Annotated in this window: 23 protein-coding genes; 9 read left to right on the top strand and 14 right to left on the bottom strand. The window is 71.7% G+C overall.

Features of this window, described 5'->3' with window-relative positions; translation table 11 throughout:
- Window positions 1-86: 86 nt before the first annotated feature.
- The 3 genes from ABII15_RS12585 to ABII15_RS12575 form a co-directional block, all read right to left on the bottom strand.
- The gene (locus ABII15_RS12585; protein ID WP_353942397.1) at window positions 87-1,043 is read right to left on the bottom strand and encodes a hypothetical protein; all 957 of its coding nucleotides are present in this window, start codon (window positions 1,041-1,043) and stop codon (window positions 87-89) included.
- A 162-nt stretch (window positions 1,044-1,205) separates the two neighbouring features.
- On the bottom strand, window positions 1,206-2,210 hold the full coding sequence (locus ABII15_RS12580) for an alcohol dehydrogenase catalytic domain-containing protein (RefSeq protein ID WP_353942396.1): 1,005 nt from the start codon (window positions 2,208-2,210) through the stop codon (window positions 1,206-1,208).
- On the bottom strand, window positions 2,207-3,367 hold the full coding sequence (locus ABII15_RS12575; protein WP_353942395.1) for a mandelate racemase/muconate lactonizing enzyme family protein: 1,161 nt from the start codon (window positions 3,365-3,367) through the stop codon (window positions 2,207-2,209). The genes ABII15_RS12580 and ABII15_RS12575 overlap by 4 nt, the downstream gene beginning before the upstream one ends.
- A 201-nt stretch (window positions 3,368-3,568) precedes the next feature.
- Between ABII15_RS12575 and ABII15_RS12570 the strand changes: the two genes are divergently transcribed.
- A complete protein-coding gene (locus ABII15_RS12570) occupies window positions 3,569-4,243 on the top strand; it encodes a hypothetical protein (RefSeq protein ID WP_353942394.1) in 675 nt (224 codons plus the stop codon).
- Window positions 4,244-4,264: 21 nt separating this feature from the next.
- On the opposite strand, the gene ABII15_RS12565 is transcribed toward ABII15_RS12570, so the two are convergent.
- On the bottom strand, window positions 4,265-4,702 hold the full coding sequence (locus ABII15_RS12565) for a MarR family transcriptional regulator (protein WP_353942393.1): 438 nt from the start codon (window positions 4,700-4,702) through the stop codon (window positions 4,265-4,267).
- Window positions 4,703-4,823: 121 nt separating this feature from the next.
- Between ABII15_RS12565 and ABII15_RS12560 the strand changes: the two genes are divergently transcribed.
- From ABII15_RS12560 to ABII15_RS12545, 4 genes are all read left to right on the top strand, one after another.
- On the top strand, window positions 4,824-5,849 hold the full coding sequence (locus ABII15_RS12560; protein ID WP_353942392.1) for an NADP-dependent oxidoreductase: 1,026 nt from the start codon (window positions 4,824-4,826) through the stop codon (window positions 5,847-5,849).
- Window positions 5,850-5,949: 100 nt separating this feature from the next.
- Complete coding sequence (locus tag ABII15_RS12555) at window positions 5,950-6,372, top strand: organic hydroperoxide resistance protein (protein ID WP_353942391.1); 423 nt, start codon at window positions 5,950-5,952, stop codon at window positions 6,370-6,372.
- 39 nt (window positions 6,373-6,411) lie between these two features.
- Complete coding sequence (locus ABII15_RS12550; protein ID WP_353942390.1) at window positions 6,412-7,215, top strand: EI24 domain-containing protein; 804 nt, start codon at window positions 6,412-6,414, stop codon at window positions 7,213-7,215.
- Entirely contained in the window at window positions 7,212-7,541 is a 330-nt protein-coding gene (locus ABII15_RS12545; RefSeq protein WP_353942389.1) for a YrdB family protein, read from the top strand. The genes ABII15_RS12550 and ABII15_RS12545 overlap by 4 nt, the downstream gene beginning before the upstream one ends.
- Here ABII15_RS12545 and ABII15_RS12540 read toward each other — a convergent pair whose 3' ends face one another.
- Window positions 7,542-8,126 carry a TetR/AcrR family transcriptional regulator gene (locus tag ABII15_RS12540; protein ID WP_353942388.1) on the bottom strand — a complete coding sequence of 195 codons (585 nt, stop codon included), beginning with the start codon at window positions 8,124-8,126 and terminating at the stop codon, window positions 7,542-7,544.
- Between the two features lie 119 nt (window positions 8,127-8,245).
- Between ABII15_RS12540 and ABII15_RS12535 the strand changes: the two genes are divergently transcribed.
- Window positions 8,246-10,717 carry a glycoside hydrolase family 3 C-terminal domain-containing protein gene (locus ABII15_RS12535; RefSeq protein ID WP_353942387.1) on the top strand — a complete coding sequence of 824 codons (2,472 nt, stop codon included), beginning with the start codon at window positions 8,246-8,248 and terminating at the stop codon, window positions 10,715-10,717.
- Between the two features lie 64 nt (window positions 10,718-10,781).
- Here ABII15_RS12535 and ABII15_RS12530 read toward each other — a convergent pair whose 3' ends face one another.
- Together ABII15_RS12530 and ABII15_RS12525 are read right to left on the bottom strand one after the other, a co-directional pair.
- Entirely contained in the window at window positions 10,782-11,792 is a 1,011-nt protein-coding gene (locus ABII15_RS12530; protein WP_353942386.1) for an aldose epimerase family protein, read from the bottom strand.
- A gap of 31 nt (window positions 11,793-11,823) precedes the next feature.
- Window positions 11,824-12,744, bottom strand: a complete 921-nt coding sequence (locus ABII15_RS12525; RefSeq protein ID WP_353942385.1) for an SGNH/GDSL hydrolase family protein — start codon at window positions 12,742-12,744, stop codon at window positions 11,824-11,826.
- Window positions 12,745-13,034: 290 nt separating this feature from the next.
- Between ABII15_RS12525 and ABII15_RS12520 the strand changes: the two genes are divergently transcribed.
- Window positions 13,035-13,529, top strand: coding sequence for a DUF3145 domain-containing protein (locus ABII15_RS12520; protein WP_353942384.1), 495 nt, complete (start codon window positions 13,035-13,037; stop codon window positions 13,527-13,529).
- A gap of 177 nt (window positions 13,530-13,706) precedes the next feature.
- Here the strand turns inward: ABII15_RS12520 and ABII15_RS12515 are convergent, their stop codons facing one another.
- From ABII15_RS12515 to fasR, 5 genes are all read right to left on the bottom strand, one after another.
- Window positions 13,707-14,978: a beta-ketoacyl-[acyl-carrier-protein] synthase family protein gene (locus ABII15_RS12515; RefSeq protein ID WP_353942383.1), complete on the bottom strand. Its 1,272-nt coding sequence runs from the start codon at window positions 14,976-14,978 to the stop codon at window positions 13,707-13,709.
- Between the two features lie 88 nt (window positions 14,979-15,066).
- Window positions 15,067-15,315 carry an acyl carrier protein gene (locus tag ABII15_RS12510; RefSeq protein ID WP_111662126.1) on the bottom strand — a complete coding sequence of 83 codons (249 nt, stop codon included), beginning with the start codon at window positions 15,313-15,315 and terminating at the stop codon, window positions 15,067-15,069.
- 72 nt (window positions 15,316-15,387) lie between these two features.
- Window positions 15,388-16,419: a ketoacyl-ACP synthase III gene (locus ABII15_RS12505; protein WP_353942382.1), complete on the bottom strand. Its 1,032-nt coding sequence runs from the start codon at window positions 16,417-16,419 to the stop codon at window positions 15,388-15,390.
- A gap of 18 nt (window positions 16,420-16,437) precedes the next feature.
- Window positions 16,438-17,361 carry an ACP S-malonyltransferase gene (locus tag ABII15_RS12500; protein ID WP_353942381.1) on the bottom strand — a complete coding sequence of 308 codons (924 nt, stop codon included), beginning with the start codon at window positions 17,359-17,361 and terminating at the stop codon, window positions 16,438-16,440.
- Window positions 17,362-17,450: 89 nt separating this feature from the next.
- On the bottom strand, window positions 17,451-18,590 hold the full coding sequence (gene fasR / locus ABII15_RS12495; protein WP_353947037.1) for a fatty acid biosynthesis transcriptional regulator FasR: 1,140 nt from the start codon (window positions 18,588-18,590) through the stop codon (window positions 17,451-17,453).
- A 178-nt stretch (window positions 18,591-18,768) separates the two neighbouring features.
- Here fasR and ABII15_RS12490 point away from each other — a divergent pair, with 178 nt between their 5' ends.
- Window positions 18,769-19,431 carry a pirin family protein gene (locus ABII15_RS12490; protein WP_353942380.1) on the top strand — a complete coding sequence of 221 codons (663 nt, stop codon included), beginning with the start codon at window positions 18,769-18,771 and terminating at the stop codon, window positions 19,429-19,431.
- Window positions 19,432-19,455: 24 nt separating this feature from the next.
- On the opposite strand, the gene ABII15_RS12485 is transcribed toward ABII15_RS12490, so the two are convergent.
- Entirely contained in the window at window positions 19,456-20,265 is an 810-nt protein-coding gene (locus ABII15_RS12485; RefSeq protein ID WP_353942379.1) for a serine hydrolase domain-containing protein, read from the bottom strand.
- Between the two features lie 15 nt (window positions 20,266-20,280).
- Window positions 20,281-20,748: a GNAT family N-acetyltransferase gene (locus ABII15_RS12480; RefSeq protein ID WP_353942378.1), complete on the bottom strand. Its 468-nt coding sequence runs from the start codon at window positions 20,746-20,748 to the stop codon at window positions 20,281-20,283.
- Between the two features lie 96 nt (window positions 20,749-20,844).
- Here ABII15_RS12480 and ABII15_RS12475 point away from each other — a divergent pair, with 96 nt between their 5' ends.
- Window positions 20,845-21,318 carry a MerR family transcriptional regulator gene (locus tag ABII15_RS12475; protein WP_353942377.1) on the top strand — a complete coding sequence of 158 codons (474 nt, stop codon included), beginning with the start codon at window positions 20,845-20,847 and terminating at the stop codon, window positions 21,316-21,318.
- The last annotated feature ends 22 nt before the right edge of the window (window positions 21,319-21,340 follow it).

Genomic DNA, 21,340 nt, shown 5'->3' with positions numbered 1-21,340 from the left:
GTACGGGGAAGGGGTGTTGACCGAGAAAAGGTGTGTCGGATTGTGCGCGGCTGTGTTGTGTGCTGTGAAGTTGTGTTTCCGGAACGTTATTGACTGGTGTCGAACCGCCGGAGATCGCCGGGCAGCCGCGAGCCGAGCGGGGACATGCCTCCGTCGGCGCCGTGCCGGGCGAGCAGATCGAGCGCGAGCCGTCCCCGGCGCACCCGCTCGCGGGCCGTGTCGAGGGTGACGTCGCGCAGCTGGGCGCCGTACGGATAGATCGCGGGCGCCTTCGCGAGACCGAACTTCAGGTACAGCGGCGCACCTCGGCGCACCAGTTCGGCGATCTCGTACATCCGCACATAGCCGCCGAGGTCGTCCGGGGCCTCCACGTACATGTCCATCGGGGCGGCCGACACCCGGCGGATCTCGGTGAGATGAGCGAGCGTCAGATCGGACGGCACGTTCAGCGAGTCGGCGCCGAGCCGCTCGTACACGGCGTACGAGGCCGGGTTCACGGGCCCGACGAGCGCCGACACCTTGAGGGTGGTGTCGGCGGGGATGATCCCCCCGGTGCGCGCCCGGTGCAGCGTCCACAGCACGCCCTCGTCGGCGACGAGCAGGCACTTGACGCCCAACTCCGTTGCCCGTACGGCGTCTTCGACACATCCGGCGACGGCGTCATGGCCCCGGGCGCGCAGTCCCGCGCCGCCGGAGTCGGTGCGCACGGAGGCACCGGTGTCCCAGGTGCCGCGCGGCCCGGTGAACAGGCACAGCTCGATGTCGCGCTCGGCGGTCGCCTCGACCATCTCCACGATCTCGGCGTCGCGCAGCATCCAGATGCCGCTGCCCTGACTGATCCGGTGGACGGGCACGTCGAGCCGCGACGCCTCCTTGAGCACGACCCCGACGGCCTCGGGCCCCTCGACGGACGGAATCTCCACCCGCCAGGTCCCCCCGTCGGGAAACGCGTGCGGTGAGGAGTCCGCGGGGTCGCGGTCGGGGGCGCTCAGCCCGAGTGCGGAGAGGGTGGGTTCGCCGGGACGGCGGGGGGTGGTGGTCACGGGGTTCCTTTACGTTCATCATGGTTCGAGATCTCGAACGCCGGTCGGTCGCCGTTGCGGCCAGGGGCGCGAGGAACTGCGCGACCAGCCACGACGAATACGGTGGCCGGCAGCGCACCTCACCCCTACGGGGAGGGGGATCGAGGGGCGAAGCCCCGACACTCAAGGCCGCAGCAAAACCTTCCCCACCTTCGGATCCCCGGCCCCCACCAGCCCGATGGCCTCAGCGAAGCGACTCAGCGGCAACTCATGCGTGACGAGCGGCAACGGATCGAGCAACCCCGCCCCGAACGCCCGCACCGCATGCGCCCACGCCTCCGCCGAGGCCCCGAACACGGTCCGCACCTCCAGCTGCCGCAGCACCAGATCGGCCGGATCGAGCCCGGCGGCACCGGCCGGCGGCAGCCCGGTGAGCACGAGCCGCCCGCCCCGCCGCAGCAGCGCCGCCGCGGTCCGGGCGGCGGTCCCGGCCCCGGCCGCCTCGATGACGACGTCGAAGTCGTCCGGCAGCGGCTCGGTGTGCAGCCGGAAGTCGGTGGCCCCGAACTGCCGTGCCAGCGCGGCCCGTTCGTCGCCGGAGCCGACCACAAGGAGCTCGGCGGGGGAGTGCGCCGCCAGGAACTGCACGGCGAGCATCCCGAGCGTCCCGGTCCCGACGACGGCCACCCGCTCACCGGGCCGCGCCCCGGCCTTGAGCGCGGCGGCGGCGACACAGGCGGCCGGCTCCAGCAGCGCCGCCGCCGTGAGGTCGGCCGAGTCCGGCAGGACGTGCAGCAGCCGCGCCGGCAGTACCAGCGTCGCCGCCATCGCCCCCGGCCGGGTGAAGCCCGTCTCCTCGTACCCGGCGGTGCACAGCGTCGTCTCACCGGCATGGCACCGCTCGCACACCTGGCAGTTCCGGAACCCCTCGCCGACCGTCTTCCGGCCCACCAGCGACTCCGGCACCCCGGCGCCCACGGCCTCCACGACCCCGGACCACTCGTGGCCCGGCGTCAGCGGGTAACGCACGTAAGGATCGGGCCGGTTGCCCTGGTACAGCTCGCGGTCGGAGCCGCAGATCCCGACGGCGTGCACCCGGACCAGCGCCTCGCCGGGGCTGGGCGCGACGGGCTCGTGGGCGACGATCCGGTGCGTGCCCGGCGCCTCGACGACGACGGCGCCGCTCACTTGGCGCCGCTCTTCGGGTCGCGCTTCTCCCAGCCCTCGGCCCACAGGTCGAACCGGGCCTGCTGCTGCGGGAACTCGGCGGCGGCGTCGACATCCAGCTCGACGCCGAGGCCGGGCTCGTGGGACAGCTCGAAGTAGCCGTCCACGACCTTCGGCGCGCCCTTGACGACCTTCTTGATGTCGGCGTCGGCGAAGTCGTTGAAGTGCTCCAGGATCTTGAAGTTGGGCGTGGTGAAGCCCACTTGGAGCGAGGCCGCGGTGAGGACCGGTCCGCCGACGTTGTGCGGGGCGACGAGCATGTAGTGCGTCTCGGCGGTCGCCGCCAGCTTGCGGGTCTCCCAGATGCCGCCGAGGTGGCCGACGTCGGGCTGGATGATGTCGACGGCCTGGCTCTCGAACAGCTCGCGGAACTCGATCCGGTCGTGGATCCGCTCACCGGTCGCGACGGGCATGTCCACCTTCGCGGCGACCTTCTCCAGTGCCTTCAGGTTCTCCGGCGGCACCGGCTCCTCCAGCCACGCGGGCTTGAACGGCGCCAGGTCGCGGGCCAGCCGGATCGCCGTGGCGGGGGAGAACCGGCCGTGCATCTCCAGCATCAGCTCGGCGTCCGGGCCGATGGCGTCGCGCACGGCCTCGATCAGCGAGACGGCGTACAGCGACTGCTCGTGGTCCAGCTCGAAGTGCCCGGTGCCGAACGGGTCGATCTTCAGCGCCCTGTACCCGCGCTCCATCACCCCGCGCGCGGCCTTGTGGTACGCCTCCGGGGTCCGCTCGGTGGTGTACCAGCCGTTCGCGTACGCCTTGACCCGGTCGGTGACCCTGCCGCCGAGCAGCTGCCACACCGGCACGCCCAGCGCCTTGCCCTTGATGTCCCAGCAGGCCATCTCGATGACGGCGATGCCGGACATGACGATCTCGCCCGCCCGCCCGTAGTCGCCGTACTTCATCCGCTTGACCAGGTCCTCGACGGCGAACGGGTCGGAGCCGAGGATGTGGTTGGCCTTCGCCTCGTTCAGGTACCCGATGAGCGCGTCGGTGCGGCCCAGCATCCGGGTCTCGCCGACGCCCGTGATCCCCTCGTCGGTGTGCACCTGGACGTAGGTGAGGTTCCGCCACGGAGTACCGACTACGTGTGTGCTGATTCCCGTGATGCGCACGGCAGTTGCCCCCTGAGCCGTTCGATATTTCGTCACTCGTTCGAAATGCTGGCGTGACAGTAAGGACGGCCCAGTGGGGGTGTCAATGGGTGTGCGCGGAACGGTCGCCGGTGGACGGTGAAGGGGAGCCCCGCGTTCCACACAGGAGCTTCACAGCGCCAGCATCTTCCGTCACGCTTGCGCCTCTAGCCTCACTGCACCATGGACTACTGCCACCCGTGCCACAGGCACCTCAACGGCGCCCTGGCCTGCCCCGGCTGCGGCACCCCCGCCGACGCCGTGCGCGCCTACGCCGAGACGGTCGCCGAGCAGGAGGCGGTGGACCCGGACGGCACGGGGTACGAGGACGAGCCGAGCGTGCGCCGTCCCGGGCGGCGCCGCCGCGCCCGCAGGAAGTCGCCCCGCCGCCGGGTCCTGATCGCCGTCGCGGGAGTGGCGCTGGTGGCCGGCGGTGTCGGTGTGGTCGAACTCGGCACGGAGTCCCCGGCGGAGGGCGGCGCCCAGGCGGCACCCGACATATCCGGCGACGCGCCGGACACGGACGCCGGTGGAACGGCCTCGCCGGGCGCGGACGGCACCTCCGTGGCGCAGACCCCGCCCGTCTCCCGCTCCTCGCCGCGCGCGTCCGCGTCGTCGTCCCCGTCCGCCTCCGCCTCCGTCAGCGCGTCGCCGAGCACGTCGGAGAGTGCCGGGCCGACGGACGCCGGACAGGCCGTGCCGGCCGGCCCGGGATCCACGGCGAGCGGTTCACCGGACGGCCCGCCGGTCACGTCGGCCCGCCCCACGACGTCGTCGCCCCGCCCCACGGCCACGGAGCCGACCGCCGATCCGAGCCCGTCGGAGACCTGCGAGCGGTTCCTGTGGTGGTGCACCTGAGGAACGGGGGCGCCGGGGCCGTCAGTCGGTGCCGAGCATCCTGCGCAGCATGTCCCTGAACGCCGTACGCTCCTCGTGCGACAGCCCGGCCAGCGGCTCCCGCGCGAAGTCGAGGGAGTCGCGCAGACCCCGCGCCACCTGTATCCCCTCCGCCGTCGGCACCGCCACCTTCACCCGCCGGTCCCCGGGCGACGGCTGCCGCTCCACGAGCCCGCGCGCCTCCAGCCGGTCCACGATCCCCGTGATGTTCGACGGCTCGCACTTCAGGCGCTGCGCGATCTGCCGCATCGGCAGCGGTTCGAGGGTGAGCAGGCTCAGGACCCGGGCCTGCGCCCCGGTCAGCCGGTGCCGGGCGGCGGCCTCCTCGTACTCCTGGTGGTAGCGCGCGACGACGCCCCCGATCAGCTCGACCACTTCGATCGTGAGCGGGTCCATACGGCGGGAACGGGAGGCGGTCATGGTCTCCAGAGTACCCATTTACTTGACACAGTGAAATATTCAGACGCATGGTTGTTTCAGTTACTGAAACAGTTGTGACGTAGTTCTTGGTCGAGCCGTCCCCTAGCCGAAGGATCAGCGCATGTCCGCCGACACCCCCCAGATCCCCGCCACCGGTCGCGAATGGGTCCTGCTCAGCCGTCCGGTCGGCTGGCCGAAGCCCGAGGACTTCGAGCTGCGCGAGGCGCCGGTGACCGAGCCGGGCGCCGGCCAGGTCCTGGTCAAGAACCTCTATGTCTCCGTCGACCCGTACATGCGCGGCCGGATGTCCGCCGCGAAGTCGTACGTCGCCCCCTATGAGCTGGGCAAGGCCATGCAGGGCGGCGCGGTCGGCGTCGTCATCGCGTCGAACGACGAGGGCGTCGCGGTCGGCGACCACGTCCTGCACTTCTTCGGCTGGCGCGAGTACGCGACGTTCGACGCCAAGCAGGCCGTGAAGGTCGACCCCGAGGCGGCGCCGCTCTCCACGTACCTCGGCGTGCTCGGCATGACCGGCCTGACCGCGTACGCGGGCCTGCTGCGCACCCTGTCCTTCAAGGAGGGCGACAGCGTCTTCGTCTCCGGCGCGGCCGGCGCCGTCGGCGGCCAGGTCGGCCAGATCGCCAAGCTCAAGGGCGCCTCGCGGGTCATCGGCTCGGCGGGCTCGGACGAGAAGGTGAAGCTGCTCCTGGAGGAGTACGGCTTCGACGCGGCCTTCAACTACAAGTCGGGCGATGTCCACACGCTGCTCAAGGAGGCCGCCCCCGAGGGCGTCGACACCTACTTCGACAACGTGGGCGGCGACCACCTTGAGGCCGCCATCCAGAACCTCAACCGGGACGGCCGCATCGCCATCTGCGGCGCCATCTCCGTCTACAACAACACGGAGCCGGCCCCCGGCCCGCGCAACCTCGCCCGGCTGATCCAGACCCGCGGCCGCATCGAGGGCTTCCTCGTCGGCGACCACTACGACCTCCAGCCGCAGTTCGTCCAGGAGGTCGGCGCCTGGGTCCGCTCCGGCGAGCTGAAGTACCGCGAGACGTTCGTCGAGGGCATCGAGAACAACCTGGAGGCCTTCCTCGGCCAGCTGCGCGGCGACAACACCGGAAAGATGGTCGTGAAGCTCTGACCTGCCCCAAGTGACCCCGGTCACTTCCAGTGGTTCCATGATTCGGTAACCTCGTTCCGCCTAACGAAAAACAGTGAACGCGCGAACGAGGGAGCCGGTCATGGCCATCACGCAGTCCGACGTCGTCTACACCGCCGTAGCCACCGCCGAGAACGGCCGCGACGGCCGGGTCTCCACCGACGACGGCAAGCTGGACGTCGTCGTCAACCCGCCCAAGGAGCAGGGCGGTTCGGGCAACGGCACCAACCCCGAGCAGCTCTTCGCCGCCGGTTACAGCGCCTGCTTCCAGGGCGCCCTCGCCGTCGTCGCCCGCCAGGAGGGCGCCGACATCACCGGTTCGACCGTCACCGCGAAGGTCGGCATCGGCAAGAACGACGACGGCTTCGGCCTGATCGTCGAGATCGCCGCGAGCATCCCGAACGTGGACGCGGCCACCGCCGAGTCCCTGGTCGAGAAGGCCCACCAGGTCTGCCCCTACTCCAAGGCGACCCGCGGCAACATCACGGTCACGCTCTCGGTCTGACCGTCCACGGCCTGTGGCCCGTCCCGTAAGGTTTGCGCCATGCGTGATCTCGGGGCGGGCTTCGGCTACTTGATGAAGGGGCAGCGCTGGGTTGCCCGGCACGGCAAGCAGTACGGATGGGGCCTGCTGCCCGGTCTGATCACGCTCGTGCTGTACGTCGCGGCCCTGGTCTGCCTGGCCGTCTGGGGCGACGACTTCATCTCCTGGGCGACGCCCTTCGCCGACGACTGGTCGTCCCCGTGGCAGGGCCTGTTCCGCGGCTTCCTGACCGTGGTCCTGTTCGCCCTGGGTCTGCTGCTCGCGGTCCTCACCTTCACGGCCGTGACCCTGCTGGTCGGCCAGCCCTTCTACGAGTCCCTCTCCGAGGAGGTCGACCGGTCCGAGGGCGACGGCACGGTGCCCGAGTCGGGCCTGCCGCTCTGGCGGGACCTGTGGATCTCCGCCCGCGACAGCCTGCGCATCCTGGTCCGCGCGGGCCTGTGGGGCGTCCTGCTCTTCGCGTGCGGCTTCCTCCCCTTCGTCGGCCAGACCGTCGTCCCGGTCATCGGCTTCTTCGTCACCGGCTTCTTCCTCACGGAGGAGCTGACGGCGGTGGCCCTCCAGCGCCGCGAGGTCCAACTCCGCGACCGCCTCGCCCTGTTGAGGTCCCGCAGGGGTCTGGCGTGGGGCTTCGGAGCGCCGCTCGCGGTGGCCTTCCTGGTCCCCTTCGTGGCGGTGTTCCTGATGCCCGGCGCGGTGGCGGGGGCGACGCTGATGGTGCGGGACCTGGAGGCGCCGCCGGAGCCGCAGGCGGCCTCCGACGACGACCGCGCCGGGGAGTCCGCGCGGGGCGCGGCCTGGTGAAGGCGGCCAACCTGGCCGTCCTCTTCGTCATCGAGCTGATCGCCCTCGGCGCGGTGGGCGCCTACGGCTTCACCCGCGACGTGCCGACCGCGTTGTCCCTGCTCCTCGGCTTCATCGGCCTCGCCGTGATGATCACGGCCTGGGCCCTCCTCGGCTCCCCGAGAGCCAGGTACAAGACGAGCGGCGCGGCCCGGGTCGTCTTCGAGGTGCTCTGGTTCGGTGCGGGAGCCGCCGCCCTGGCGCTGATGGGCGCGTACGTCTGGGCGGTCGCCTTCGCCGCCCTCTGCGTGGTGAGCAAGGGCCTCGCGGTGGCCTGGGACCAGTAACTACCCGTCCGCGCCGAGCAGTTCCAGGAAATCCCGGAACGCCCCCGGCATGTCCACCGACTCCGGGTCCAGCAGCCACTGGTACTGGAGCCCGTCCATCACCGCGACCAGCAGCGGCGCCGCCCGCTCCGGCGTGAGCCCGCCCGGCAGCCGGTCCCCGTACTCCGCGCGCAGCACGTGCGCCATCGCCTGCCGCACCCCGGCATAGCGCTCGGTGAAGAACGCCCGCGCCGGATGCCCCTCGGTCACCGACTCCCCGAGCAGCGCCGAGAAGGTCTGCACGATGCCGGGCCGCATCGCGTTGTACTCCACCAGCGAGCCCAGCAGATCGAGCCGCCACCGGCCGTCCGGCACCGCGTCCCACTGGTCCCGCTCCTCCAGGACGGCGACGAGCAGCGCCTCCTTCGTCGGGAAGTGGTGCAGCAGCCCCTGCTGGGTCAGGCCGACGCGCTCGGCGACGGCCGCGAGGCTCGCGCCCCGGTACCCGCGCTCGGCGATCACTTCGAGCGCGGCGCGGAGGATCTCCGCCCGCCGCTCCCCGCTCCGGGCGCTTCTGGTGCCGCTCATGCCGTCACCGTACGACATGACCGGCCACTCCCGGACGGAAAAAGTCACGGGAAGATAACAAAACCTACTGCTCTACAGGTAACGGGTGCAGGATGGAGGTGCCCAGACTTGATGAACCTCGACGAGGAGGTGCCGGCATGGCGCAGCACGCGGACGGCGACCAGCGGGACCAGGCCCGTGAGGCGGCCGTGGAGGCCGCACTCGGCAAGCTCGACCTCGACAGCAAGACCCGGCTGCTCGCAGGTCAGGACATGTGGTCGCTGCCCCCGATCCCGGAGATCGGCCTGAAGTCCCTGGTGATGTCCGACGGCCCGATCGGCGTCCGCGGCACCCGCTGGACCGCCGACGACCCGTCGATCGCCCTGCCGTCCCCGACCGCGCTCGCCGCCACCTGGGACCCCGCGCTCGCCCGCCGGGCCGGCGCCCTGCTCGCCCAGGAGGCCCGCCGCAAGGGCGTCCACGTCCTGCTCGCCCCGACCGTGAACCTGCACCGCTCACCGCTCGGCGGCCGCCACTTCGAGGCGTACAGCGAGGACCCGTACCTGACCGGCGCCATCGGCACCGGCTACGTCCAGGGCGTGCAGTCCGGCGGCGTCGGCACCACGGTCAAGCACTTCGTCGCCAACGACGCGGAGACCGACCGCTTCACCGTGAACAACCTCGTCGGCGAGCGCGCCCTGCGCGAGCTGTACCTGGCGCCCTTCGAGGCCATCGTCGCCAACGCCCACCCGTGGGGCATCATGACCGCCTACAACCAGGTCAACGGCACGACGATGACCGAACACCGCTACCTCGTGAACGAGATCCTGCGCGGCGAATGGGGCTTCGACGGGTTCAACGTCTCCGACTGGCTGGCCGCCCGCTCCACCACCGGCGCCCTCAAGGGCGGCCTCGACGTCGCCATGCCCGGCCCGCAGACCGTCTACGGCCCGGCGCTCGCCGCCGCCGTCCGCGCGGGGGAGGCCGACGAGTCCGAAATCGACGACGCCGTCCGCCGCGTCCTGCGCCTCGCCGCCCGCGTCGGCGCCCTCGACGGCGCCGAGCCCGTCGTCACCGAGGCCCCGGCCGAGATCGACGGCGAGGCGCTGGCCCGCGAGATCGCCCGCCGCGCCTTCGTCCTCGTCCGCAACACCGGAGTCCTGCCGCTGCGCCCGGACACCCGGATCGCCCTCGTCGGTGCCGCCGCCCGCGACGCCCGCGTCCTCGGCGGCGGCTCCGCCACCGTCTTCCCCGCGCACATCACCTCCCCGCTCGACGGCCTCGGTGCCGCGTTCCCCTCGCTCACGTACGCCGTCGGAGCCGACCCGAGCGACGAACTCGCCCCCGCCGACCAGGGGTTCGAGCTGCGCGCGGTCTGCCGCGACGCCGAGGGCACCGTCCTCGGCGAGGGCACTCTGCCCAGCGGACAGCTCCAGTGGCTCGGCGACGACCTGCCCGCCGGTGTCACCCACGAGGCCCTGCACAGCATCGAGATCACCGGCACCTTCACCCCGCGCGAGAGCGGCGACCACGCCTTCGGCACCCGGGGCCTGGGTGCCTTCACCCTCACCGTCGACGGCACCGTCCTCTACGACGGTGTCCAGTCCATGGGCACCGAGTCGGACCCCTTCGAGGCGATCTTCGGCGCCCCGCGGGAGCGCGGCAAGGTCACGCTCACCGCGGGCCGCCCGGTCGAGGTCTCCCTGCTCCACCCGCTCGACAGGTCCAGGGCGATGCCGCTGCCCGCGGTGCTGTTCAGCCTCGTCCACCTCGGCCCGCGCCGCGACGCCGACGCCCTGATCGCCGAGGCCGTCGAGGCCGCGCGCGACGCCGAGGCCGCCGTCGTCGTGGTCGCCACCACCGAGCGCGTCGAGTCGGAGGGCTTCGACCGCACCGACCTGCGGCTGCCCGGCCGCCAGGACGACCTGGTGCGCGCCGTCGCCGCCGCCAACCCGAACACGGTCGTGGTCGTCAACTCCGGCTCCCCGGTGGAACTCCCGTGGCGCGACGAGGTGGCGGCCGTGCTGCTGAGCTGGTTCCCCGGCCAGGAGGGCGGCGCCGCCCTCGCCGACGTGCTCGGCGGCGCCGAGGAGCCCGGCGGCCGGCTGCCCACCACCTGGGGCGCGCTCGCCGACGCCCCCGTCACCGGAGTCACCCCGGCCGACGGCGAACTCGCCTACACCGAGGGCGTGTTCATCGGCTACCGCGCCTGGGACCGGTCCGGCGCGACCCCCGCCTACCCCTTCGGCCACGGCCTGGGCTACACCGACTGGAGCTACGAGTCGCTGGACATCGACAGCACTTCCGCCGTTTCCGGCGCTTCCGGCACCACGGCCACGGTCCGTGTCCGCAACACGGGGGAGCGGACCGGCCGCGAGGTCGTCCAGGTCTATCTGGCGCCCGCGCCGTCACAGGCCGACACCGACCGGCCCGCCCGCTGGCTGGCCGGGTTCGCGACGGTCACCGCGGGCCCCGGCGAAACCGTCGAAGCGGTGATCGGACTCCCGCGCCGCGCCTTCGAGACCTGGGACGAGACCACGGGCGCCTGGGTCCACCGCGAGGGCGCGTACGTCGTGACGGCGGGCCGCTCGCTCACCGACGCCCGCCTGAACGAGACGATCGCCGCCTGACGACGATCCCACCGACCAGGGGCGGCGGCACCTGACCCCGCCGCCCCTCATCTCTTCCCACGACCTAGCGGGCCCCGAACCCGTACACCGTCTCCGACCGATACACCTCGCCCGGCCGCAGCACGGTGGACGGGAACTCCGGCCGGTTCGGCGAGTCCGGGAAGTGCTGCGTCTCCAGCGCGATCCCGTCGCCGGGCGCGAACGGCAGCGACGGGTCGAAGTGATCGGCCGTGTAGAACTGCAGCCCCGGCTCGGTCGTGGCCACGCTCAGCACCCGCCCGGACGCCGGGTCGTACACCTCGGCGACCTCCACGGCCGTCTCCCCGACACCCTTGTCGAGTACGTAGTTGTGGTCGAACCCGGGACCGGCCTTCCGGCTCTCCCGCAGGTCGAACGGCGTACCGTCCACCGGCCGCAGCTCCCCGGTCGGGATCAGGGTGTCGTCGACGACGCTCACCCGCCCGGCGTCGATCCGCACCTCGTGCCCGCCGGCCGCGCTCCCCGCGCCTGCCCCGCCCAGATTCCAGTACGTGTGATTGGTGAGGTTCACCAGCGTCGGCGCGTCGGTGACCGCCTCGTACGAGATCCGCAGCGCGCCACCGGCCTCCAGCGCGTACGTCACCGAGACCTCCAGGCGCCCCGGGTAGCCCTCCTCGCCGTCCGGCGACACCCGGCTGAGTCGTACGCCGTGCTCCCCGGCGGCCTCGGCCGCCCACACCCGCTTGTCGAAGCCGCGCTCACCGCCGTGCAGCGCGTTCGGCGCGTTGTTCGCCGCCAGCCGGTACTCCTGCCCGTCGAGGGTGAACCGGCCGCCCGCGATCCGGTTCGCGTACCGGCCGACCAGCGCGCCCAAGTAGGGCTCCGGGTGCGCCAGATACCCGGCGAGGTCCGGGAAACCGAGCACGATGTCGGCGACACCGCCCGCCCGGTCGGGCACCTCCACCGACTGCACGATGCCCCCGTACGTCAGGACGCGTACCCGCACCCCGTCCCGTTCCAGGACCCATCGGTGGACGTCGATCGGGCCGCTGTCGTCGCTGCCGTCGGCCAGGGTGCCGAAGAGTTCACTGCGCATGATCGAGACCCTACGCCCGCGCCCCGGAACTTCAGCCGAGAGGCTTCTCGGCGGTCACTCCGCGATACGCGATCTCCGCGAGCCGGGCCTGCCCGTTCACACTGGGATGGAACCAGTCCCAGTGGCTCAACTGCCGCTCCCCGAACCGGAAGCCGAAGACGGCACCGCCGTCGTAGCGGCACCGCTTGTCCTCGGCGCACACGTCCTTGAGCACCTTGTTGTACTCCTCCACGCGCTGCTGCACCGCCTCGCGCCGGGCGGTCGCCGCCGCGTCCACCGCGTCCGGATCGGCCAGCATCGACGAGCAGATGCCCAGCTTCCACACCTGCTTGCCCAGCGGATTCTGGCGGCCCTGCGACCACAGCCGCTTCAGATCCGGCACGCTCATCACGTACACCTGCGCCTTGGGCACGGTCCGCCGCAACTGCCGCAGCGCGTCGGTGAAGTCGGACCGGAACGCGGCCACCGGGGTCATGGCGTCGGCGCTGCTCCGGCACGCGTCATTGGCCCCGGCCATCACCGTCACCAGCTCGGGCCGCTCGGCGGCGGCCCGCGCCATCTGCCCCGGCAGGTCCGCCATCCGCGCCCCGGTGCGCGCGTGGTTCCAACTGTGCTTCGCCGCGCCGCTCCTGCCGAGCAGCCGTACGGCGAGGCTGTCGACGTCCTGGTCCGTGCCGGTCGCCCAGGACACCTCGGGGCAGTCGGACAGCACCCCGCACGCGTCGAAGCCCCGGGTGATGGAATCGCCCACGGCGGCGACCGAACGCGGGCTGGTGTCCCACGTCGGAGTGGGCTTCGGCGACGGCTTCGTCGCGGAGACGGAACCCTCCGGACCGGGGGAGTTGCCCCCCGAGCCGTCGCAAGCGGTGAGGCCCACGGCACCCAGCGCGACGGCCGTCACGGTGGTGATCACCGCCCGAACGGCGGTCGACCGATGACGTGGCTTTCGCATCCCGTGGCCCTCCATGACTGACCGGTGCGTCCCGCCGGGTGAAAGGTCGGCGTTTGCGTGCCCCCGGACCGACAGTACGTCACACTCCTTGCACCGCTGCGCGATAGCCTCGCCACGGGGTCCCCGGTCGACCCGGTGGGACTCCGCTGTACCGGTTCCGCTAAATTACAACACGTCAGATGTGTCCCTTTTTGTCTGGACCTAGTCGGTCCCGGCGGTGAGGGAAGAAGGCTCGGCACGGGCGCGAGGCCGCTGGGGAAGGCGAACCTCGACCCACACTGGAGGTCCCGGTGACGACACGTGGAGTTCTGTACGTGCACTCCGCACCGCGCGCGCTGTGCCCGCACGTCGAATGGGCGGTCGCGGGCGTTCTCGGCGTGCGTGTGAGCCTCGACTGGATCCGGCAGCCCGCGGCGCCGGGCACCTGGAGATCGGAGTTCTCCTGGCGCGGCGAGGCCGGCACCGCGGCCAAGCTGGCGTCCGCGCTGCGCGGCTGGCAGCTGCTGCGCTTCGAGGTGACGGCCGAGCCCTGCGCGGCAGCCGAGGGGGAGCGCTACAGCGCCACTCCCGAACTCGGCATCTTCCACGCCGTCACCGGCATCCACGGCGACATCCTCGTCCCCGAGGACCGTCTGCGCGCCGCTCTGGCCCGCTCACAGGCCGGCGAGGCCCACCTGGAGTCAGAACTCGCCCGCCTCCTCGGCAAGCCCTGGGACGACGAACTGGAGCCTTTCCGCTACGCGGGCGAGGGCGCCCCGGTCCGCTGGCTCCACCAGGTGGTGTAGCCCCGTAAGGGGCGCGGGGCTTTTTCGATCTGCGGCTCCGCCGCGTGGGCGCGACCAGCCACAGACGGCCCGCGCCCGCGAGACGACATCCCCCGCCACCCGCTGAGGCGCAAAAAAGTGGGCCCGCCCCGGAAACCCGGGGCGGGCCCACTTCCAGTTCAGCGGAGCGGCAGAACGTCAGACCGACCGGAATGCCAGCACCACGTTGTGCCCACCGAACCCGAACGAGTCGTTCAGCGCGGCGATCCGCCCGTCCACCGGCAGCTTCCGCGCCTCACCGCGCACGATGTCGGCGGCAGCCTCGGCCTCGGGGTCGAGGTTCTCCACGTTGATGGTCGGCGGAGCCAGCCGGTTGTACAGCGCCAGCACCGACGCCACGGTCTCGACACCACCGGCACCACCGAGCAGATGCCCGGTCATGGACTTGGTGGCGGACACCGCGAAGTGGTCGGCGTCGTCGCCGAAGACCTTGCGCAGCGCCTTCAGCTCGGCCACGTCACCGGCGGGCGTCGACGTCGCGTGCGCGTTCACGTGCACGATCTCGGCCGGGTCCAGATCGGTGTTCTCCAGCAGGTTCTGCAGGGCGTGCGCGATACCGCGGCCCTCCGGCTCCGGCTGCACGATGTCGTGGCTGTCGGCGGAGATGCCCTGGCCGACCGCCTCCGCGTAGACGCGGGCGCCGCGCGCGGCGGCGTGCTCGGCGGACTCCAGGACGATGACGCCCGCGCCCTCACCGAGGACGAAGCCGTCACGGGCGACGTCGTAGGGGCGCGAGGCACCCTGCGGGTCGTCGTTGTTCTTGGACATCGCCATCATGTTGCCGAACGCGGCGATGGGCAGCGGGTGGATGGCCGCCTCGGTGCCACCGCAGATGACGACGTCGGCGCGGCCGGTGCGGATCATCTCGATGCCGTAGCCGATGGCCTCGGCACCCGACGCGCAGGCGGAGACCGGCGTGTGCACACCGGCGCGGGCGCCCACGAGCAGGCCCACGTTGGCCGAGGGGCCGTTGGGCATCAGCATCGGGACGGTGTGCGGGGAGACGCGGCGGACGCCCTTCTCCTTCAGCACGTCGTACTGGTCGAGCAGCGTGGTGACACCGCCGATGCCGGACGCGATGACGGCGCCGAGCCGGTCGGGGTCGACACTCTCGTCCTCGCCGGCCTTGGCGGTGAAGCCGGCGTCGGCCCACGCCTCCTTGGCGGCGATCAGAGCGAACTGCGCGGAGCGGTCCAGCTTGCGGGCCTGCGGGCGAGGAATGACCTCACCCGGATCCACGGCGGCCGGCGCCGCGATACGGACCGCCTGCTCGGCGGCCCACTCCTGGTCGAGGGGCTTGACGCCGGAACGTCCGGCGATCAGGCCCTCCCAGGTGGATGTCGCGTCGCCACCCAGCGGTGTGGTTGCGCCGATACCGGTGACGACCACGGTGCGATTGGTCGGGCTCACAGGGATTCTTTCTCCAACGGATGCGAGGGATTCAGCGGCGCCACCGCCGGGTGGCGGAGCGACTGACCTGTCAGGTCGAGCTTGTGGCTCAGGCCTGGTGGTCGAGGATGTACTTCGTGGCGTCGCCGACGGTCTTCAGGTTCTTGACGTCGTCGTCGGGGATCTTGACGTCGAAGCGCTCTTCGGCGGCGACGACGACCTCGACCATGGACAGCGAGTCGACGTCCAGGTCGTCGGTGAAGGACTTGTCCAGCTGGACGTCCTCGGTGGGGATGCCGGCGATCTCGTTCACGATCTCCGCGAGACCGTCGACGATCTCCTTCTCGGTGGCGGCCATTGTGGCGCTCCTTCGGTGTGTTTCCAGAGGTGTGGCGGTATCCGTACGGATCGGGTGATCCGCACGTGATGCCTAGGGGAGGGTAACGACCGTGGCGGCGTAAACGAGACCCGCCCCGAAGCCGATGACGAGCGCGGTGTCGCCGCTCTTCGCTTCACCGGTCGCCAGGAGCCGCTCCATCGCGAGCGGGATCGAGGCGGCCGAGGTGTTGCCGGTGGTGCGTACGTCGCGCGCGACCGTGACGTGCTCCGGCAGTTTGAGAGTCTTCACCATCGAGTCGATGATCCGCTCGTTGGCCTGGTGGGGAATGAAGACATCCAGGTCGTCCGGGCTGATTCCGGCCGCGTCCAGCGCCTGCTGGGCGACCTTCGCCATCTCGAACACGGCCCAGCGGAACACCGCCTGGCCCTCCTGCGTGATCGCAGGGAACTTGACGTTGCCCTCGGAGTCCAGGGGCAGCTGCGAGACGTCGCCGATGGCGAACTTGTCCCACGAGACGGTCTGCTTGATGGTGCCGGCCTTGTCGCCCTCGGAGCCCCACACGGTCGGGCCGATCGCGGGCTCCTGGGACGGGCCGACGACCACGGCACCGGCGCCGTCGCCGAACAGGAAGGCCGTCGCGCGGTCCTCCAGGTCGGTCAGGTCGGAGAGCCGCTCCACGCCGATGACGAGCACGTACTCGGCGCTGCCCTCGACGATCATGCCCTTGGCGAGGGTCAGGCCATAGCCGAAGCCCGCGCAGCCGGCGGAGATGTCGAACGCGGCGGCCTTCTGCGTGCCCAGCTTGTCCGCGATCTCGGTGGCGATCGCCGGGGTCTGCGCAAAGTGCGAGACGGTCGACACGACGACGGCGCCGATCTGCTCCGGCCCGATGCCCGCGTCGGCGATGGCCTTGCCGGACGCCTCGATGGACATCATCGCCACGGTCTCCTCGTCACCGGCCCAGTGGCGGGTGGAGATGCCGGAGCGCGAGCGGATCCACTCGTCCGAGGAGTCGATCTTCTCGAGGATCACCTCGTTCGGCACGACCCGCGTCGGCCGGTAGCCACCGACACCGAGGATGCGCGCGTACGGGGCGCCCTTACTGGGCTTGATCTTCGACATGCTGCTCGGATCTCCTTCTCAGGCCGTTGCTTCGGTGGCTTCGGCGATCAGGGCGCGGGCCGCGTCGAGGTCGTCGGGGGTCTTCAGGGCGAGGGTCTTGACGCCGGGCAGCGCGCGCTTGGCGATGCCGGTGAGGGTGCCGCCGGGGCACACCTCGATCAGCGCGGTGACGCCGAGCGCCTGGAACGTCTCCATGCACAGGTCCCAGCGGACCGGGTTCGCGACCTGGCCGACCAGGCGGGAGACCACCTCGGCGCCGGTGGCGACGGTCTTGCCGTCCTTGTTCGAGACGTACGTGACCGTGGGGTCGGCCGGGGACAGCTCCTCGGCGGCCTTCTCCAGCGTGGCCACGGCCGGGGCCATGTGGCGGGTGTGGAACGCGCCGGCCACCTTCAGCGGCACCACGCGGCGCACGCCCTCGGGCTTGTCGGCGTCCAGCGCGGCCAGCTCCTCGAGGGTGCCGGCGGCCACGATCTGGCCCGCGCCGTTGACGTTCGCCGGGGTCAGGCCCAGCTTCTCCAGGTGCGGGACCGTGACCTCGGGGGAGCCGCCGAGCAGCGCCGACATGCCGGTCTCGGTGATCGCGGCGGCCTCGGCCATCGCGAGGCCGCGCGTGCGCACGAGCCGCAGCGCGGCGTCGTCGTCGAGCACACCGGCGAACGCGGCCGCGGTGATCTCGCCGACGCTGTGCCCCGCGACGGCGCCCGGCGTGACGTCGCCGAGCGCGGAGGCGGACAGCAGGCCGGCCGCGACGAGCAGCGGCTGGGCCACGGCGGTGTCGCGGATCGCGTCGGCGTCGGCCTGGGTGCCGTAGTGGGCCAGGTCGAGTCCGATGGCGTCGGACCACGCGGCGACGCGGTCGGCGGCACCGGGGAGGTCGAGCCAGGGAGTCAGGAAGCCGGGCGTCTGAGCGCCTTGGCCGGGAGCGACGAGTACGAGCACTCTCACACTCTCTCTTGTGGACGGTGCGGGCCGCCCGTGGGGACAGGGACGAAGAACCGAAGACGGAATTGTAGGCCCCCGACAAAAGCCTACGACTGGTGATCCCCGTCGGCCAGACGCCCCAGGATGAGCGCGATGCGCAGGGTGAATGCCGAGCGTACGTCCGACGGCGACCATCCGGTGACGTCGGTCACACGTCGGAGCCGGTAGCGGACGGTGTTCGGGTGGACGAAGAGCATCCGCGCGGCGCCCTCCAGGCTGCTCGCCTGCTCCAGATAGACACTGAGTGTCTCCAGCAGGGCCGAGCCCGCCTCCTCCAGCGGTCTGTAGATCTCCTCCACCAACTGCTCGCGGGCGGACGGGTCGCCCGCGATCGCGCGCTCGGGCAGCAGATCGTCCGCGAGGACCGGGCGCGGCGCGTCCTGCCAGGCGCCGCACGCCTTGAGCCCGGCGGCGGCGGCCTGCGCGGACCGGGTGGCGGCGAGCAGGTCGGGGACGACGGGACCGGCGACCACGGGCCCGGCCGCGAACGGCCCGATCAGTGACTTCGCCACCGCCAGCGGATTGTCGCTGCCGCCCGCGATGACCACGAGCCGGTCCCCGAGCACGCCGGTGAGCACCTGGAGCTTGGCGTGCCGGGAGGCCCGCCGGATCGCCTCGACGGTCAGCTCGCTGTCCCCGTCGGGGGCGGTGCCGAGCACGACGCAGACATGCTCGGGAGAGTTCCAGCCGAGGGCCGCGGCGCGGCTGACGGCGCCCTCGTCGGCCTCTCCGGACAGCACGGCGTTCACGACGAGCGATTCGAGGCGCGCGTCCCAGGCGCCCCGCGCCTCGGCCGCCTGCGCGTACACCTGGGCGGTCGCGAAGGCGATCTCCCGCGCGTACACGAGCAGCGCCTCCCGCAGCACGCTCTCGTCGCCGGGCGCGGCCACCTCGTCGATGGCCGACTCCATGACCTCGATGGTGGTGCGCACCATCTCCACGGTCTGGCGCAGCGTGATGGCCCGCGTCAGCTCCCGCGGCGCGGTGCCGAACACATCGGTCGAGATCGCCTGCGGGGCGTCGGGGTGCCGGAACCACTCGGTGAACGCGGCGATACCGGCCTGCGCCACGAGCCCGATCCACGACCGGTTCTCCGGCGGCATGGCCCGGTACCAGGGCAGCGTCTCGTCCATGCGCGTGATGGCCTGCGCGGCCAGCGCCCCGGACGACTTCTCCAGGCGCTTCAGGGTCGCCGAGTGCGGATGAGGGACCGCGTGGACGTCCGGGCGGCGGTCCGCGGGGTCGTTCGCTGAGGGCTGCGCTGATTCCGATTGGGGCACGGGGACAAGACTGCCTTATCGGAACGGCTGAGCGGAGTGGAGGGTCCGACCCGGGCGGGACCGAGGCCGGGAAAGGACGGCTACCGTGGAGTACGTGATTGATGTACGTCGCTCAGGCGACCGTTACGCGGGAGGCGAGCCCGGGGCCGGGATCATCTCCCGCCACGCGTTCTCCTTCGGCCCGCACTACGACCCGGACAACCTGCGCTTCGGCGCGATCCTCGCCTGCAACGAGGAACGTCTGGCCCCCGGCGCCGGCTTCGACGAACACCCCCACAGCCACACCGAGATCGTCACCTGGGTGGTCACCGGCGAACTCACCCACCGGGACAGCACCGGCAAGGTCTCGATCGTGCGCCCCGGCGACGTCCAGCGGCTCAGCTCCGGCGGCGGCGTCCGCCACGTCGAACGCAACGACGGAACCGAGCCCCTGACCTTCCTCCAGATGTGGCTGGCCCCCCGCGACCCCGGCGGCGAGCCCGCCTACGAGGTGGTGCACGGCATCGCCGACTCCACCCCGTACGACATCCCCGAGGCCGGCGCCATGCTCCACGTACGGCGCCTGGCCTCTGGCGAACGCGCCGAACTGCCCACCGCGCCGCACGTCTACCTGCACGTGGTCCAGGGCGCCATCCGGCTCGGCGAGACCGAACTCGCCCCGGGCGACGCGGCCCGCATCACCGACGGAACCGGCCTGGAGCTCCTGGCCTCGGCGGACAGCCAGCTGCTGATCTGGGAGATGAGCTGACCTCCGCGACCCCCGAGCCGTCTGTCAGAGCTCCGCGCGCACCGCGTCGGTGAACCGCGGCCACACCTCGGCCGCCCACGGCCCGAACGCCCGGTCCGTCAGCGCCACACAGGCCGCCCCCGCATCCGGGTCCACCCACAGGAACGTCCCCGACTGCCCGAAGTGCCCGAACGTCCGCGGTGACGACGAACTCCCCGTCCAGTGCGGCGACTTGTGGTCCCGGATCTCGAAGCCGAGCCCCCAGTCGTTCGGATTCTGATGCCCGTACCCCGGCAGCACGCCCTTCGTCCCCGGGTACTGCACCGTCATCGCCTCGGCCACGGTGCGCGGGTCCAGCAGCCTCGGCGCCTGCACCTCCGCGGCGAACCGCACCAGATCGTCCACCGTCGACACCCCGTCCTTGGCGGGCGAACCGTCCAGCGTGGTCGAGGTCATCCCCAGCGGTTCCAGCACGGCCTGCCGCGCGTACTCGGCGAACGGGATGTCCGTCGCCTTCGCGATGTGATCCCCGAGCACCTCGAACCCGGCGTTCGAGTACAGCCGCCGCACTCCCGGCTCCGACGTCGTCCTGTGCTCGTCGAAGGCCAGCCCACTGGTGTGCGCCAGCAGGTGCCGCACCGTCGAGCCCTCGGGCCCGGCCGGCTCGTCGAGCTCGATCGCCCCCTCCTCGTACGCGACGAGCGCCGCATAGGCCGCCAACGGTTTGGTGACCGAGGCCAGCGGAAAACGGTGGGCCGTCGGCCCGTGCGTCCCCAGTACGGTGCCGTCCGCACGGACGACGGCTGCGGCGGCGGTCGGGACCGGCCAGTTCTCGATCAACGCGAGGCTCTGCATGCCTCCGAGCCTAAATCAGAGCGTCAGCCGCATCGCGGGCGCCGGAGTGCGGGCGAAGCCGAGGGAGCTGTACAGCGGCTCACCGTCCGCCGTCGCCAGCAGCTCGACCCGGCGCACATCACGCTCCTTGTACCAGGCCAGCAGCGCTTCCACACAGGTCCGCGAGTAGCCCCGCCGCCGGTGGTCCGGGTCGGTGCACACATTGAAGAGGTGCGCGGAGACCCCGGACGGGTTGCCCGGACCGCCCAGGCCGCGCTGGGTCATCCCGGCCGCACACGCGGCGAGCCGCCCCGAGCCGCCCGGATCGTCGACGACGAACGCCGTCAACTCGCCCTCGTCATCGGCCAACTGGCCCCGCAACGCCTCCAGCGCCGGCCGCTGCCACGCCACGTCGTCGCTGGGTCTCATCGAGTCGAGCATGATCTTGCGCAGACGGACCAGTTCCTCGGCATCCTCGGGGAGCGCGCGGCGGGCAGACGTCATGATCGAAACGGTAGCGACGGCGCCGTCCCGCTGTCCTGCGAATTTCTCCCCGATCTGCTTGCCTGGAGTGCACTCGAAGGTTCTAGCGTGGGACCCATGACGGTGATGGAGACCACGCCCGCACCCACCCAGGCCGGGGTCGACGCCTGCCGGGCGGCCCCCGAAGCGCATCCGCGTCCGAACGGTCAGGACCGCTACACCATCAGCGAGGTCTCGGCCATCACCGGACTGACCGCGCACACCCTGCGCTGGTACGAGCGGATCGGCCTCATGCCCGACATCGACCGCTCGCACACCGGCCAGCGCCGCTACGGCAACCACGACCTGGACTGGCTCGCCTTCGTCAACAAGCTCCGGCTCACCGGCATGCCGGTCGCCGACATGGTCCGCTACGCCGAACTCGTACGCCTCGGCGACCACACCTTCGACGAGCGCAGAGAACTCCTCGAATCGACCCGCCGCGACGTCCTGCACCGCATGGCCGAACTCCAGGACACGCTGGCCGTGCTCGACCACAAGATCACTTTCTACGCGGGCGCCGGCTCGGCCCAACAGCCGCAGAGCGCCTAGGCGGAGGTCCGGGAGCGGAGGG

The organism is Streptomyces sp. HUAS MG91 (assembly GCF_040529335.1).
Classification (GTDB): domain Bacteria; phylum Actinomycetota; class Actinomycetes; order Streptomycetales; family Streptomycetaceae; genus Streptomyces; species Streptomyces tabacisoli.
Note: the sequence above shows the minus strand (reverse complement) of the source record. Positions and strands in the feature narration are given on the sequence as shown.

Excerpts from the sequence above, each read along its gene's own strand:
- ABII15_RS12570 (WP_353942394.1), top strand. The coding sequence starts at position 3,569 with ATGGACTACTGCCACCCGTGCCACAGGCACCTCAACGGCGCCCTGGCC.
- ABII15_RS12530 (WP_353942386.1), bottom strand. The coding sequence starts at position 11,792 with ATGCGCAGTGAACTCTTCGGCACCCTGGCCGACGGCAGCGACGACAGC.
- ABII15_RS12565 (WP_353942393.1), bottom strand. The coding sequence starts at position 4,702 with ATGACCGCCTCCCGTTCCCGCCGTATGGACCCGCTCACGATCGAAGTG.
- ABII15_RS12555 (WP_353942391.1), top strand. The coding sequence starts at position 5,950 with ATGGCCATCACGCAGTCCGACGTCGTCTACACCGCCGTAGCCACCGCC.
- ABII15_RS12505 (WP_353942382.1), bottom strand. The coding sequence starts at position 16,419 with ATGTCGAAGATCAAGCCCAGTAAGGGCGCCCCGTACGCGCGCATCCTC.
- ABII15_RS12510 (WP_111662126.1), bottom strand. The coding sequence starts at position 15,315 with ATGGCCGCCACCGAGAAGGAGATCGTCGACGGTCTCGCGGAGATCGTG.
- ABII15_RS12480 (WP_353942378.1), bottom strand. The coding sequence starts at position 20,748 with ATGACGTCTGCCCGCCGCGCGCTCCCCGAGGATGCCGAGGAACTGGTC.
- ABII15_RS12525 (WP_353942385.1), bottom strand. The coding sequence starts at position 12,744 with ATGCGAAAGCCACGTCATCGGTCGACCGCCGTTCGGGCGGTGATCACC.
- ABII15_RS12540 (WP_353942388.1), bottom strand. The coding sequence starts at position 8,126 with ATGTCGTACGGTGACGGCATGAGCGGCACCAGAAGCGCCCGGAGCGGG.
- ABII15_RS12560 (WP_353942392.1), top strand. The coding sequence starts at position 4,824 with ATGTCCGCCGACACCCCCCAGATCCCCGCCACCGGTCGCGAATGGGTC.
- ABII15_RS12535 (WP_353942387.1), top strand. The coding sequence starts at position 8,246 with ATGGCGCAGCACGCGGACGGCGACCAGCGGGACCAGGCCCGTGAGGCG.
- ABII15_RS12485 (WP_353942379.1), bottom strand. The coding sequence starts at position 20,265 with ATGCAGAGCCTCGCGTTGATCGAGAACTGGCCGGTCCCGACCGCCGCC.
- ABII15_RS12550 (WP_353942390.1), top strand. The coding sequence starts at position 6,412 with ATGCGTGATCTCGGGGCGGGCTTCGGCTACTTGATGAAGGGGCAGCGC.
- ABII15_RS12475 (WP_353942377.1), top strand. The coding sequence starts at position 20,845 with ATGACGGTGATGGAGACCACGCCCGCACCCACCCAGGCCGGGGTCGAC.